This is a genomic window from Streptomyces sp. NPDC096012 (assembly GCF_040426375.1).
In the GTDB taxonomy this organism is placed as follows: Bacteria; Actinomycetota; Actinomycetes; order Streptomycetales; family Streptomycetaceae; genus Streptomyces.
The window spans coordinates 15,308-29,437 of record NZ_JBEOTD010000041.1 but is presented as its reverse complement, the minus strand read 5'-3'; the positions used below and the strand labels follow the sequence as shown (position 1 = coordinate 29,437).

Sequence of the window (14,130 nt, the reverse complement as noted above, 5' to 3'; positions counted from 1 at the left end):
CAAGCCGCGGTGACGGCCTGACCGCAGCAAGCCGCGGTGACGGCGCGACCGGAGCAAGCCGCAGGGAGGCGGGCGGAGCAATCCGCAGCGAGGGTGGGCGGAGCAGGCCGTGGGGGAGGCGGGCGGAGCGAGCGGGGGCGGGGCGGGGGTGGGGGCGGCCGGAGCGTGGCACCGGCCGCCCCCGCCGCACGCCGCACGCCGCACGACGCCGCACGCCGCATGACGCCGCATGACGCCGCATGACGCCGCACGCCGCATGACGCCGCACGCCGCATGACGCCGCACGCCGCACGGCGCCGCACGCCGCACGGCGCCGCACGGCGCCGCACGGCGCCGAACGGCCCGCGGCGGCACGGGGATTGACCCCCGTGCACCGCTACTGGTTGAGTGGCTCAGCCACTGATCCAGTCAGTCGCCCGAGCCGCCCCGGCTCGCCGCATTCCGCCCCACCGAGGAGGCGATCCGTGGAGGCACTGCCCCGCGAGACGATCGTGGACACGCTCGAGGCCCGGCTGCGCGAGGACATCCTGGCCGGCCGTCACCCGGCGGGCAGCTACCTGCCGCCGGAGCGCCGGCTCGCGGACGGGTACGGCGTCACCCGCACCACCCTCAAGCACGCCTTCGGCCGGCTGGTCCAGGCCGGCCTGCTGGAGACCCGGCACGGGGTCGGCACCAGAGTGCGCGACTACGCCCGGCTCGGCGGCGCCGACCTGCTGCCGATGCTCGTGCGGCACGACGCCACCTGGGTCCGCGAGATCTTCGAGGTGCGGCGGTCCATCGGCGCGCTGATCGCCGAGCGGGCCGCGACCCGGGCCACCCCGTCGCAGCACGCCGAACTGCGGGCGCTCCTGGACGCCGTACGCGAGGCCGGCAGCCCGGACGACGTGCAGCTGGCCGACGTCGAGGTGCACCGTGCTCTGGCCCGGGCCACCGGCAACCGCGTCTACGCGCTGCTGACCAACACGCTCTTCAACGCCTACCTCCCCGTCCGTGCCGCCCTGCAGGGCCCCTTCACCGAGCCGGCGGCCGCGCACCGGCGACTCGCCCCGGTGGTGCGGGCGGTGACGTCCGGGGACGCCCGCGAGGCGCACGCCGCCGCCGACGCCTACCTGCGGGAGACCGAGCGGATCATGCTGGAGGGACTGCGATGAGGGGCACCGTCTTCACGGAGACCATGCTGGGCACCGTGCGCCTGGACACCGGTCCCGCGCCCCGCCCGATCCGGCTCGACCTGCGCGCCGAGGCCGACGAGGTGCTGCGCCCGCACCGCACCACCCGGGCCCGGCTGACCGGCCGCGTGCGGATCGCCGGACTGGCCGACGACCTTCGCGCCACCGGCGAGCTGGAGATCTCCCCCCTCGCCCGCCGCCGTGTCCGCTACCGGCTGTCCTTCACCGCCGGCGGCCGCGACCTCACCCTGGACGGCTGGAAGTCGGTGACCCCGCGCCACCCGGTCGCGTCGATGACCGTCCTGCCGTTCACCCTGTACGAGGACGGCGCCCGGGCCGGGCGGGGCACGCTCCGCTTCCCCCTCGCCACCGGCCTCGCCCCCTTCCTCCTCAGCTTCCGCTTCCCCGCACGCCGGGACCCGGCCGGGCACTTCGCGCCACGCTGGGACGGCAGCCCCGGCCGCACCGAGGTCTGGTACACCACCCTGACCGACCCGGCGACCGGCACGGGGATCTGGGTGCACCACGAACTGACCGCGCCCACCGACGGATCCGCGCCACAGGCCCACGGCTGGGCGGCCTCCTTCCCGCCCGGGGCGAAGGTGCGCCACGCCCGCTTCGGACCCGACACCTGGAGCGGCCCGGCCGGCGGCTTCACCGCCGACGGCGTCACCGCCGGGCCGGGACGACTCACCGGCAGCGCCGGCGACTTCACCTGGGACCTCACGGAACAGCCGCTGGACGGGCCCCTGTTCACCTTCCCCCGCTGGTCCTGGCGGCACCCCGTGCTGCCCGCCGCCCACATGCTGCCGGCCGCCCGGGCCACGTACGACGGCACCTTCCACGACGGCGAACGCACCCTCACCCTGCGCGGCGCTCCCGGCGCCTCCGCCCGGATCAACGGCCACGGCAACGCCCGCCGCTGGGCCTGGCTGCACGCCGACCTCGGCGACGGCGGCGTCCTGGAGATCGTCGCGGCCGTGTCCACCCGGCCCGGACTGCGACGCCTGCCGCCCCTCGTCTTCCTGCGGCTGCGCCACCGCGGCCGCACCTGGCCGCACCGGGCGGAGCGCTCCGCGCTGGGACTGCTGGGCGCGGGCCGGTTCCGGGCCCGGATCGGCCTGCCCGACTGGACGGTGACCGGCCGTACCCTGCTGCGCCGTGTCCGCGTCGAGGTCACACAGCCCACCGAGCGCACGCTCACCCTGGACTACCGGGACCCGGACGGCGCCCCGGCCGTCTGCCGCAACAGCGAGACCGCCGACGCACGGATCCTGCTGGAGCGCTGGTGGGGCCGCTGGCGCACCGAGGCCCGCTGGACACTGGACGGCACCGCGCACGCCGAGGTGGGCGACCGGTGAGCGCCCACGGAATGGTCGCCGCCCTCCTCGCCGGCACCGGTGAGGAGGACTGGCTCGCCCGCGTGCCCGGCAGGCTCGACACCTTCCTGTCCGCGCTGCCCCGCCCCGTACGCACCGGAGTACGGGCCGCGTTCGGGGCCGCCGACGCCTACGCGGTGGCGCACAGCGGACGCCGCCTCGACGCCCTCACCCCCGGCGAACGCGAGTCGGTGCTCGCCTCCCTCGCCCGGCGCCCGGCACTCCTGCCGCTGCTCGACCTCCTCAAGGTCCCCGTCCTGCTCGCCGCGGCCACCGAACGGATCCCGGCACCGCCGGCCCCCGCCGCCCCGGACGACCCGCCCCTGGACTGCACCCCGGCCGGTCGGTGGCCCGACCGGGCCACCGCCGACGCGGTCGTCGTGGGCTCCGGCGCCGGGGGAGCCATGGCCGCCCGCACCCTCGCGCGGGCCGGACTCGACGTCGTGGTGCTGGAGGAGGGTGCGCGGCACAGCACGGCCTCCTTCCGCAGCCGCACCCCGCTGGACCGCTTCAGCGACCTGTACCGGGACGGCGGAGCCACCGTGGCCCTCGGCAACCCGCCGCTGCTGCTGCCCGTCGGACGAGCCGTCGGCGGCACCACCGTCGTCAACTCCGGCACCTGCTACCGCACCCCGGACCACGTGCTGCGCCGTTGGAGCGGCCGGTACGGCTTCCACCTCGCCGACGGTCTCGCCGCCCGGCTGGACGAGGTCGAACGCACCCTGCGCGTCGCCACCCAGCCCCTCGACGTGCTCGGCGCCAACGGCCTGCTCGCGCTGGCCGGTGCGGAGCGGCTGGGCTGGAAGGCCGGCCCGCTGCGCCGCAACGCGCCGGGCTGCAAGGGGTCCTGCCAGTGCGTGGTCGGCTGCCCCACGGGGGCCAAACAGAGCGTGCAACTGTCCGTCCTGCCCGAGGCGTGCGCCCGGGGCGCCCGCATCGTCACCGGCGCGCGCGTGCGGCGGATCCTCGTCGACCACGACCGCCCCGGACCGCCGCGGGCCGCCGGAGTCAGGGCACGACGGGCCGACGGCAGCGAACTGGAGATCCTCAGCCCCCTCGTCGTCGCGGCCGCGGGCGCGCTGCAGACCCCCCAGCTGCTGCGCCGCTCGGGCCTCGGCGGTCATCCGCGGCTGGGCCGCAATCTCAGCGTGCACCCGGCCACCAGCGTGGCCGGCCGCTTCGGCACGCCGGTCACGTCGTGGCGGGGCGTGCTGCAGAGCGCCGCGGTGGAGGAACTGCACGACCGGGGCATCCTCATCGAGGCGACCGCGAGCCCACCCGGCATGAGCAGCTTCGTCCTGCCCGGCCTCGGACGCTCGCTGCGCCGCGAACTCGACACCGCGGACGGGCTCGCGGTCCTCGGCGCCATGATCGCCGACCGCCCCTCCGGCCGCGTCCTGGGCCGGGGCGGCACCCTCGTCCGCTACGACCTCGATCCCCGCGACGGGGAGCGCCTGATGACGGCCGTACGCGCCATGGGGCAGCTCCTGTTCGCCGCCGGAGCCCACGAGGTCCTCACCGGCGTCCCGCGCGCACCCCGCGCCCGCACCCTCGCCGAACTCGACGCGCTGCTCGCCGGTCTCGGCCCCCGCGACCTGCATCTGTCGGCCTTCCACCCGACGGGCACCGCCGCCGCGGGCGCCGACCCGCGGCGCGCGCCGGTGGATCCCGGGGGGCGGCTGCGCGGGGTGCACGGGGTCCTGGTCGCCGACGCCTCCGTCCTGCCCGGCTGCCCCGAGGTCAACCCCCAGCTGAGCATCATGGCGGCCGCCCTGGCCGTCTGCGAGAGCTACCTGGACCCGGACCGCAGGAGCCGGGCCAGCACCGAGGCGTGATTCTCCCCGGGCGCCCTGGACGCGGTGAGCAGCGTCACCGTCCCCTCGGCGGCCGACGCCCTGAGGCGGTCGAGGAGCGCGGCCGCCTCGGGCTCGGCCAGCTCGGCCTCGTACCGTTCGGCGAACTCCTCGAACGAGCCCTCTCCCGCGTGGTACCACGTGCGCAGCTCGGTCGAGGGCGTGAGCGCCTTGGGCCACTCGTCCACGCGCGCCGCCTCCTTGGAGAGGCCGCGCGGCCACAGCCGGTCGACCAGGACCCGCAGCCCGTCGCCCGGCTCGGGCGGTTCGTAGATCCGGCGCACACGCACGCTCACGGTCGGGCCTTTCGCAGCAGGCGGACGGTCCCACGAGCCTACTGCGGCCGCCCCGGACAACCGGCTCGCCGACGCGGTGTGACTTGACCCGAACCAGGGGGAATTCCGCTCCCCGCACCCCTAGTCTGTCGGCCAGCCGATCATCAGCCACCCCCCTGAGGAGCGCCCTGTGACGCCAGCCCCCAGACAGCCCGCACGAGGCCGGACCACCGTGCTCCGCCGCGAGGCGGTCCTCGCCACCGTGCCCGTCGCCGTGGCGGCACTCCTCGCCGCCGCCGGACCCGCGTCGGCGGGCACCGTCGGCGCGTCCGGAGCCGGCGACCCCTACTTCCCGCTCAGCGGCAACGGCGGATACCACGTCGGCCACTACGACCTGACGCTCCGTTACGACATCGCCGGCCGCCACCTGGACGGCAAGGCCGTCCTCACCGCCCGCGCCACCCAGCGGCTCAGCCGCTTCGACCTCGACCTCCACGGCCTGAAGGTCACCTCGGTCACCGTCGGCCGCTCCCCGGCGGCCTTCCGGCGCGACGGCCAGGAACTCGTCGTCACCCCGCGCCAGGCCGTGCCCGCTGGCCGGTCGTTCCGCGTCACCGTCGCCTACCACGGCACCCCGAAGCCGGTCACCGACCCGGACGGCTCGCCGGACGGCTGGATCCCCACCGACGACGGCGCCTTCGTCGCGGGCGAGCCGCAGGGCGCCATGACCTGGTTCCCGGCGAACAACCATCCCAGGGACAAGTCGTCGTACGACTTCACCATCACCGTGCCCGAGGGACGCACCGCCGTCGCCAACGGCGTGCCGCTCGGACAGCGCACCGCGCACGGACGCACCACCTTCCGCTGGCGCGAGACCCGGCCCATGGCCGCCTACCTGGCCACCGCCACCATCGGCACGTTCAAGACCGAGCGGTACACCACACCCGACGGCATCCAGGTCTACAACGCCGTCGACCCGCGGGAGGCGCGGGCCGCCGCACCCGTGCTGAAGAAGCTGCCCGCCGTCCTCGCCTGGGAGAGCAGGCTGTTCGGGCCGTACCCGTTCCGGGCCGCCGGGGCCGTCGTCGACCACGCCCCGGACGTCGGCTACGCCCTGGAGACGCAGACCCGGCCCCTCTACGACTCCGCGCCCGGCCTCGGCACGCTCGTCCACGAGAGCGCCCACCAGTGGTTCGGCGACTCCGTCTCGCCGACCGTGTGGAAGGACATCTGGCTCAACGAGGGCTTCGCCACCTACGCCGAGTGGCTCTACGCCGAGCAGCACGGCGGCGACAGCGCCCAGAAGACCTTCGACGCGCTCTACGCCCGGCCGGCGGGCGACGGACTGTGGGCCTACCCGCCCGGCGACCCGGGCAGCGGCGAGAACATCTTCGGCACACCCGTGTACGCGCGCGGCGCCATGACCCTGCACCAGCTGCGCAGGGCCGTCGGCGACCGGGACTTCTTCCGTGTCCTGCGCGCCTGGGCGACCGGGCACCGCGGGGGACACGGGACGACCGCGCAGTTCGTACGGCTCGCCGAACGGACGTCCGGCAAGCGGCTGCAGCCACTGTTCCACACCTGGCTGTACACGAAGGGCAAGCCGGACAAGGCCTGAACCTGACCGGTTCCAAACAACTGTCGGCCAAGGTCGACGCATGATCCAACGCAGAACCGCCGTCGCTCTCCTCGCCTCCCCGCTGCTGCTCACCGGCTGCGGCGGGGGAGCGGAGGCGACCGAGCGCCGGCCGGCGTCCGGCCGGCCGGCGCCGACGGCCTCCCCCGCCCCCGCGGCAGCGGAGCAGGCGCCCCGGGGCATACCCGGACTCGGGCCGAGCCGGGCCGCGGAGATACCCGGGCGCAGCCGGCAGGCCGTCGTCGTCACCGGCCGGGGCAGGAACTCCCCGCTCTGCACGGTCGTCCTGTACGAGCGCACCGCCACCGGCTGGCAGGGCGGCCCCGTCTGGCCCGCCCACAACGCCCTGCGCGGCTGGAGCGCCCACCACATGTCCGGCGACCTGCGCAGCCCGCTCGGCGTCTACACCCTCTCCGACGCCGGAGGTTTCCTCCCGGACCCCGGCAGCAGACTGCCCTACCACCACGGCGGCGGCTTCCATTCACCCGGCACCGGCTTCCAGGGCGAGCCGCTCGAAGGCTCCTTCGACTACGTCATCGCCATCGACTACAACCGCCGGCCCGGCACCTCGCCCCTGGACTGGACCCGGCCCCTCGGCCCGAGCCGCGGCGGGGGAGTGTGGCTGCACGTCGACCACGGCGGACCCACACACGGCTGCGTCAGCATCGCCAAGGCCCACATGAAGCACCTGCTGCGCACCCTCGACCCGGCCCGGCATCCGGTCGTCGTCATGGGGTACGCCGACTGGCTCGCCGGCCGGGCGGCCTAGGATCCGAACCCGTGTGCGCACACGTACTGGTCGCCGAGGACGACGAGAAGCAGGCCGAACTCATCCGCCGCTCCCTGCTGGCCGAGGGACACACCGCGACGGTGGTGCACGACGGCGCGGCCGCGCTCGACGCGGCCCGCCGGCTGCGGCCGGACCTGGTCGTGCTCGACCTGATGCTCCCGGTCGTCGACGGCTTCGGGGTGTGCCGGGCGCTGCGCGCCGGCGCCGATCCGGGGATCCCGGTGGTGATGCTCACCGCCCGCGCCGCCGAGGACGACGTGCTCCTCGGCCTCGACGTGGGCGCCGACGACTACCTGACCAAGCCGTACAGCCCGCGCGAACTGATGGCCCGGATCCGCACGGTCCTCAGGCGCAGCGGGCGCGGCGGCGGCGCCCGGGACGACGACCCCGTCGTACAGGCCGCCGGGATCAGCGTCGATCCGGTACGGCACGAGGTGCGCCGCGACGGCGTGCCGGTGGAGTGCACACCGGCGGAGTTCCAGATCCTGCTGGCCATGGCAGGGGAGCCGGAACGGGTGTTCACGCGGCGGCAACTGCTGCGGTACACCCGCGGCCTCGACCGGGCCTCCACCGAGCGCGCCGTCGACGTGCACATCATGAACCTGCGCCGGAAGATCGAGGCCGACCCGCGCCGGCCGGTACGGCTGCTGACCGTGTTCGGCGTCGGCTACAAGCTGAGCGGTGGACGGACGTGAAACGGGAGGGTGTTCGGCCGGGGGGTACGGAGCGGACCGGTGTCCGGGCGACGGGTGTGGAGCGGGCGCAGGCGCCGCCGGAAGGGGTGGAGCGGGCCGGGGTGCGGGCGACGGGCGTGGAGCGGGCCGGTGCGCGGTCCCGGGGTGCGAAGCGGCGGATCCCGCTGCGCAAAAGGCTGCTGGTGCGGCTGTTGTCCGTCTCGGCCCTCATCGCCGTCTGCTCGGTGGCGGCCACCGCCTGGCTCGCGGTGACGACCACCACCAGCGCGCTGAAGGAGGAGCAGGGCCAGGACCTGGCCGCCGACAACAGCATCCTCGCCGAACTCAGCGGCTATGCCGCCACCCACTCCGACTGGACGGACGTCCGGGACACCGTTCGCGCCCTGGCCGCGCGGACGGGGCGACGGATCGCGCTCACCACCGCCGACCGCACCTTCGTCGCCGACTCCGCGCCGCACGGCACCCCGCTGCCGCCCCGGCCCGCCGCCTCCGTCGATCCGCTGCGCACCGACACCTACACCGAGCCCGGGGCCCAGCTCAGCGGTATCGACCCGCGCGCGGTGGGCCCCTACCGGCTGCCGGCGCCGGAACGCGCGAAGCTGGACGCGCTGGCCGCCGAGCGCGAGCGGTGCTACGAGCGCTACGGCGTGCAGGCCGAACGGAAGAGGACCGCGAGCGGGCGGCCGGTGCTCACCCGGGCCGACGGCACCGATCCGGCGGGTTACGGCACGGCGTGCGAGGACGGGCGGCTCAACTCCCCGACGCCGACCGAGCGGAGGGCCCTGGACACCCTGTCCGGCCTCGCCCGGCCGTGTCTGAAAGAGGCCGGAGTGGGCCTCGACGGGCGCCTGTTCCTCACCTTCGACCCCGGTGCCAAGGACTCCTTCGGCGGCGGTTACCTGCTCGCCAAGTACAAGGTCGCGAACAAGGGGTCGATCGCCCGGGCCGTGGAGCACTGCGTCCTGACGGCCCGCCGCACCCAGCTCGAACCGTATGTCGCCCCGCAGGCCGAGCTGTTCCTCGGCATCGGCGACCAGAACCCCTCCCGCTTCGACATGTCCCCGGGCAACAAGGCCAAGGTGGTCGGCGTGGCGGGCCTGGTCCTCGCCGTCACCGTCGCCGTCACCGCCGTCGTCGCCGTCCGCCTGGTCCGGCCCCTGCGTGCGCTGACCGAGGCCGCCGGGGCTCCGCCCGAGCTGCATGTGCGGGTGCCCGTGACCACCCGGGACGAGACCGGCATCCTGGCGGAGGCGTTCAACGACCTGGCCGGGCGCCGTGAGCGCCTGGAGGCCCAGCGCAAGGCGATGGTCAGCGACGTCGCACACGAACTGCGCAACCCCCTGACGAACATCCGCGGCTGGCTGGAGGTGGTGCGGGACGGCGTCGTCGAGCCCGAACCCGCCCTGCTGGACTCCCTGCACGAGGAGGCGCTCGTGCTTCAGCGGATCATCGACGACCTGCAGGACCTGGCCGCCGCCGACGCCGGCACCCTGCGCCTGCACCGCGAGCCGCTGCGCGCCGGCGACCTGCTGGACCAGGTGGCGGCGGCCCATCGCGTCGCCGCCGACGCCGCCGGGGTCGCCCTCGGTATCGAGGCCGACCCCGCCGCCTGGCTGGAGGCCGACCCGGTGCGGATGCGGCAGGCACTCGGAAACCTCGTCTCCAACGCACTGCGGCACACCCCCGCCGCCGGCACCGTCACGCTCGCCGCCCGCCGGGCCGGGGGCGACGTGGTCCTCACGGTCGCCGACACCGGCCCGGGCATCGCCGCCGAGGACCTGCCGCACGTCTTCGACCGTTTCTGGCGGGCGGAGAAGTCCCGCAGCCGCCGCACCGGCGGCAGTGGCCTGGGCCTGGCGATCGTCCGCCATCTGGTCGCCGCCCACGGCGGTACGGCCGACGCCGCGAGCGAGCCCGGCGAGGGAGCGGTCTTCACCCTGCGACTGCCGGCCGCCGGCCGGCCACGCGAGGAGCGCTGAGAGGGCGGTCACGAGGAGCGCTGAGAGGGCGGTCACGAGGAGCGCTGAGAGGGCGGTCACGAGGAGCGCTGAGACGGCGGTCACGACGAGCCCTCAGACGGCGGGCACGGGGCCCGGCACCCGGCGGGCGCTCCCCGGGGCACTCCGGCCGGGGCGGCGGCGTCGTGGAAGGTCGCGCGCCGCCGCCCTGAAGGGTCGTCGCAGGGCGCCGAGAACGGCGCCGCGGGAGACGGTCGCCGCGTGGCAGCGCCGGGGAAGCACGTGGCAGCGCCGGGGAAGACCGTGCCATGGGCGCGGAACACGAGGTGGGCCGGCAGGAGCGGGCGTGAGGCGCCCCGCGCCGCGGTGGCCGTCGAGACCTCCGCCCGCGCCGGGCGCGCCCTCCGCCCGCTCCTGCCGGCCCACCTCCCGCGTCCGGGTCAGCCGGCCACCTCCCGCGTCCGGGTGTCAGCCGGAGCGCGGCCGGGAGCGGGCGCGGCGCCGCAGCGCACGGCGCTCCAGCTCGGTCGTGCCGCCCCAGACGCCGATGCTCTGGCCCGTCTCCAGCGCCCAGTCGAGGCACTGTTCCCGGACGGGACAGTCCCCGCACACCGCCTTCGCCTGCTGGGCCTGGACCTGGGCCGGACCGGTCGTGCCGATCGGGAAGAACAGATCGGGGTCCTCATGACGGCACGCGGCATGTTCGCGCCAGTTGTCCATCGAAGTCTCCTGGGATCGGATCGGAGTCGTTTCCTGTCGTGTCGCATGCGTTCCATGGTTCGGGTGACCGGCGCGGGCGGCGTGAAACGACGCAACGGCAGCGAATCCGGCGACGATCGCGATCCGTCCGCCGGCGAGGACCGCCCGGGGGGAGTCCGTACGTGGTCAACGGGCCGGTGAACGGGAGCCGATGACCCGGTGGACGGGCACCGGCCTCCGTGGTGAGCGGTCCGCGCGTCACGCGCGGGCCGGACCGGGCAACCGGAACCGGTTGGCCCGGCAGGGCAACGGGCCCGGAAACCCGACCGCGTGGCCGGCAGGCAAGGGCCCCCGGCGCCCGTGCGCCAGGACAACGCCCTCGAAAGCCCACCGGGGATGGGGAGTTGCCGCACACCGGGGCCGGGGCCATCGCTCACCGGGAGCCGGGAGCCGGGAGCCAAAGGGCCCGAAGCCGAGGAGCTGGGAGCCAAGGAGTCGGGAGCCGCACGGTCGGGCTCCGGCCCGAAGTCGGGAGCCGGGAGCCGCGGAGCCGGGCTGCGGCCCGAAGTCGGGAGGTGGGAGTCGTGGACCCGGACCGGTCGAGCGCCGGCCGTGCGGCGAGGCGACCCCATGTCAGCGGCGCAGCGCTTCGGCCGCCGCCGTCGTGTCGTCCGTCGCGGCGTCGTCCGTCGCCGTCACCGCGTCGTCCGTCGCCGCGAGGCTCAGCGGTGCAGCGCCTGGGCCGCCGTCGCCGTCACCGCGTCGGCCAGTGCCGCGAGGGCGGGAGAGTCGAGCTTCCACTGCTGCCAGTACAGCCGGACGTCCGCCGACCGCCCCGGTGCGATCAGGGTCAGCCGTCCCTCGTCCAGCAGCGGGTCGGCCTGGGCCTCGGGGACCATGCCCCAGCCGAGTCCGGCGGCGACCGCGTCCACGAAGCCCTCCGAGGTGGGTACGTAGTGCCGGAGCGGGCCGGCGTCCGTGCCGCCCAGCCGGCGGACGAAGCGGTCCTGGAAGTCGTCCTTGCGGTCGAAGACCAGGACGGGGGCGCGGGGGAGCGCCTCCGGCAGGGGCTGCCCGTGCAGGTGCGTCCGGGCGAACCCCGGTTCGGCCACCGGCAGATAGCGCATCCGGCCCAGCGGCCGGACCGTGCAGCCGGGCACCGGATCCGCCGACGAGGTCACCGCCGCGAGCACCACTCCCTCCCGGAGCAGGGCCGCCGTATGGCCCTCGTCCTCCCGGTGCAGTTCGAAGCAGAGCCCCCTCACCCGGGTCAGGGCCGGCAGGAACCAGGTCGCCAGCGAGTCGGCGTTCACCGCGACCGGCACCCGCGTCGGCTCTCCGGCGCCGCTCAGCCCCAGCTCGCCCCACGCGTCCCGTTCCAGCCGGGCGAGCTGGCGGGCGAAGCGCACCAGCACCGCCCCGGACTCCGTGGGCCGCACGGGCTTGGTGCGCTGCAGCAGCACCCGGCCGGTGCGCTGTTCGAGGGCCTTGACGCGCTGGCTGACCGCGGACGGCGTCACGTGCAGGGCCGCGGCGGCCGCGTCGAAGGTGCCCTCGTCGACCACGGCGAGCAGTGTCCGCACCTGCTCCAGGGGAAGCTCTGACATCACAATCGCTAAGGGTACGTAAAAATCTTTAGCTGTACTTGCGGTGCGCTCCTGCCTAGCGTCGAGCGCATGAACCAAGCCCTGACCGCCGCGGTCGCCGGATTCGGCACCGGCCTCTCCCTGATCGTCGCCATCGGCGCACAGAACGCCTTCGTCCTGCGCCAGGGAGTGCGCCGGGACGCCGTCCTCGCCGTGGTCGGCATCTGCGCCCTGTCCGACGCGCTGCTCATCGCGCTCGGGGTCGGCGGGGTGGGGGCGGTCGTGGTGGCCTGGCCGGGCGCGGTCAGGGCGGTCGGGATCATCGGCGGCGTCTTCCTGCTCTGCTACGGCGCCCTGGCCGCACGCCGGGCGCTGCGGCCCGGGACCGGGCTGCGCGCGGAGGGCGAGGCGGCCGGCTCCCGCCGGCGGGCGGTTCTCACCTGCCTCGCGATGACCTGGCTCAACCCGCACGTCTACCTGGACACCGTGTTCCTGGTCGGCTCCCTGGCCGCCGACCGAGGCCCGCTGCGCTGGACCTTCGGACTGGGCGCCGCCCTCGCCAGCCTGTGCTGGTTCGCCGCGCTGGGCTTCGGCGCCCGGCTGCTCGGCCGGTTCCTGGCCCGGCCGGCCGCCTGGCGGGTCCTGGACGGCCTGGTCGCCGTCACCATGCTGGCGCTGGGTGCCCTGTTCGTCGCCGGATCATGAGACGCCCCCTTCAGTCCGCGCGTAGATCACTGCCATAGTCAGGCTCGCGAAAACGAAAAGATGTAACGAGCAACCAGGACAGACGTGGACACGAGCGAGACCGGCAGCACCGACATCGACGCACCGGCGGCTGAGGCCCCGGCCCGGCAGGGCTGGCGCCGCTGGGCGATGGACACCCGCCCGCTGCGCATCCCCGCCTACCGGCGCCTGTGGTCGTCGACCGTCGTCACCGCCGTGGGCAGCCAGCTCACCGCGGTCGCGGTGCCCAAGCAGATCTACGACATCACGCACTCGTCGGCCTGGGTCGGCTACGCGAGCCTCGCCGGACTGGTGCCCATGGTGGCGTTCGCGCTGTGGGGCGGGGCGGTCGCCGACACCGTGGACCGCCGCAAGCTGCTGCTGGTCACCAACATCGGCATCGCGGTGACGTCGCTGCTGTTCTGGGCGCAGGCCGCCACCGGTCTCGACTCGGTCGTGGTCCTGATGGTCCTGCTCGCCCTGCAGCAGGCGTTCTTCGGTCTCAACTCCCCGGCGCGCAACGCCTCCATCGCGCGTCTGGTCCCCGCCGGGCAGTTGCCCGCGGCCAACGCGCTCGGCTCCACGGTCACCCAGACCGGCCTGGTGGCCGGTCCGCTCCTGGCCGGGGCGCTCATACCGGTCATCGGGCTGCCCGAGCTGTACCTCCTCGACGCCGTTGCGCTGTGCGCGACCGTGTGGGCCGTCTTCCGGCTGCCCGCGCTGCCACCGCTCGGCGGGGCCCCGGGCCGCCGAGCCGGGCTGCGGGAGATCGCCGCGGGCTTCCGCTACATCGCCGGGCGCAAGGTGCTGCTGCTGTCCTTCCTTGCCGACATCGTCGCCATGGTGTTCGGGATGCCCCGGGCCCTGTTCCCGCAGCTCGCCGCGCAGACGTACGACTCCTGGGGCGAGGGCCTCGCGCTCGGCGCGCTGTTCGCCGCCATCCCGGTCGGCGCGGTGCTCGGCGGCCTGTTCTCGGGCGTGTTCTCGCGGGCCCGCAGGCACGGGTGGATGGTCATCGGCGCGGTCGTCGGCTGGGGCGCGGCCGTCGCCGGATCCGGGCTGAGCGGCAACCTCTGGGTCGCTCTGGTGTTCCTCGCCGCGGGCGGCGTCGCCGACATGGTGTCGATGGTGTTCCGGGGCGCGATCCTGCTGTCGGCCGCGACCGACGAGATGCGCGGACGGATGCAAGGGGTGTTCACGGTCGTCGTCGCGGGCGGCCCGCGGCTGGCGGACGTCCTGCACGGCACCGCCGGCTCCGCCTTCGGCCCGCGGGCCGCCGCGGCGGGCGGCGGCGCCCTGGTCGTCGTGGTGATGCTGGCCCTGGCCCTCGCGGTCCCGGCACTGCGCCGCTACCGCATCTGACCCGC

The 14,130-nt window shown here is 75.3% G+C and carries 12 protein-coding genes; 9 read left to right on the top strand and 3 right to left on the bottom strand.

The window, feature by feature from the left end:
- Positions 1-464: 464 nt before the first annotated feature.
- From ABVB68_RS30150 to ABVB68_RS30140, 3 genes are read left to right on the top strand one after another with little or no spacing between them, the layout of a single operon-like run.
- Entirely contained in the window at positions 465-1,151 is a 687-nt protein-coding gene (locus ABVB68_RS30150) for a FadR/GntR family transcriptional regulator (RefSeq protein WP_353604345.1), read from the top strand.
- Positions 1,148-2,530, top strand: a complete 1,383-nt coding sequence (locus ABVB68_RS30145; RefSeq protein ID WP_353604344.1) for a tocopherol cyclase family protein — start codon at positions 1,148-1,150, stop codon at positions 2,528-2,530. The genes ABVB68_RS30150 and ABVB68_RS30145 overlap by 4 nt, the downstream gene beginning before the upstream one ends.
- Complete coding sequence (locus ABVB68_RS30140; RefSeq protein WP_353604343.1) at positions 2,527-4,383, top strand: GMC family oxidoreductase; 1,857 nt, start codon at positions 2,527-2,529, stop codon at positions 4,381-4,383. Before ABVB68_RS30145 ends, ABVB68_RS30140 begins: the two co-directional genes overlap by 4 nt.
- Here the strand turns inward: ABVB68_RS30140 and ABVB68_RS30135 are convergent.
- Positions 4,338-4,697 carry a DUF488 domain-containing protein gene (locus tag ABVB68_RS30135; protein WP_353604342.1) on the bottom strand — a complete coding sequence of 120 codons (360 nt, stop codon included), beginning with the start codon at positions 4,695-4,697 and terminating at the stop codon, positions 4,338-4,340. The two genes, ABVB68_RS30140 and ABVB68_RS30135, sit on opposite strands and share 46 nt — an antisense overlap.
- Before the next feature lie 169 nt (positions 4,698-4,866).
- Between ABVB68_RS30135 and ABVB68_RS30130 the strand changes: the two genes are divergently transcribed.
- The 4 genes from ABVB68_RS30130 (at position 4,867) to ABVB68_RS30115 (ending at position 9,776) form a co-directional block, all read left to right on the top strand.
- Positions 4,867-6,294, top strand: a complete 1,428-nt coding sequence (locus ABVB68_RS30130; RefSeq protein ID WP_353604341.1) for a M1 family metallopeptidase — start codon at positions 4,867-4,869, stop codon at positions 6,292-6,294.
- 40 nt (positions 6,295-6,334) lie between these two features.
- Positions 6,335-7,081: a L,D-transpeptidase family protein gene (locus ABVB68_RS30125; RefSeq protein ID WP_353604340.1), complete on the top strand. Its 747-nt coding sequence runs from the start codon at positions 6,335-6,337 to the stop codon at positions 7,079-7,081.
- An 11-nt stretch (positions 7,082-7,092) separates the two neighbouring features.
- Positions 7,093-7,797, top strand: coding sequence for a response regulator transcription factor (locus ABVB68_RS30120; protein WP_353604339.1), 705 nt, complete (start codon positions 7,093-7,095; stop codon positions 7,795-7,797).
- A 179-nt stretch (positions 7,798-7,976) separates the two neighbouring features.
- Positions 7,977-9,776, top strand: a complete 1,800-nt coding sequence (locus ABVB68_RS30115) for a sensor histidine kinase (RefSeq protein WP_353604387.1) — start codon at positions 7,977-7,979, stop codon at positions 9,774-9,776.
- Positions 9,777-10,223: 447 nt separating this feature from the next.
- On the opposite strand, the gene ABVB68_RS30110 is transcribed toward ABVB68_RS30115, so the two are convergent.
- Together ABVB68_RS30110 and ABVB68_RS30105 are read right to left on the bottom strand one after the other, a co-directional pair.
- Complete coding sequence (locus ABVB68_RS30110; protein ID WP_353604338.1) at positions 10,224-10,475, bottom strand: WhiB family transcriptional regulator; 252 nt, start codon at positions 10,473-10,475, stop codon at positions 10,224-10,226.
- A 701-nt stretch (positions 10,476-11,176) separates the two neighbouring features.
- On the bottom strand, positions 11,177-12,064 hold the full coding sequence (locus ABVB68_RS30105; protein ID WP_353604337.1) for a LysR family transcriptional regulator ArgP: 888 nt from the start codon (positions 12,062-12,064) through the stop codon (positions 11,177-11,179).
- Positions 12,065-12,130: 66 nt separating this feature from the next.
- Between ABVB68_RS30105 and ABVB68_RS30100 the strand changes: the two genes are divergently transcribed.
- Positions 12,131-12,745: a LysE/ArgO family amino acid transporter gene (locus tag ABVB68_RS30100; RefSeq protein ID WP_353604336.1), complete on the top strand. Its 615-nt coding sequence runs from the start codon at positions 12,131-12,133 to the stop codon at positions 12,743-12,745.
- Positions 12,746-12,829: 84 nt separating this feature from the next.
- Positions 12,830-14,125, top strand: coding sequence for an MFS transporter (locus tag ABVB68_RS30095; protein ID WP_353604335.1), 1,296 nt, complete (start codon positions 12,830-12,832; stop codon positions 14,123-14,125).
- Positions 14,126-14,130 lie beyond the last annotated feature (5 nt).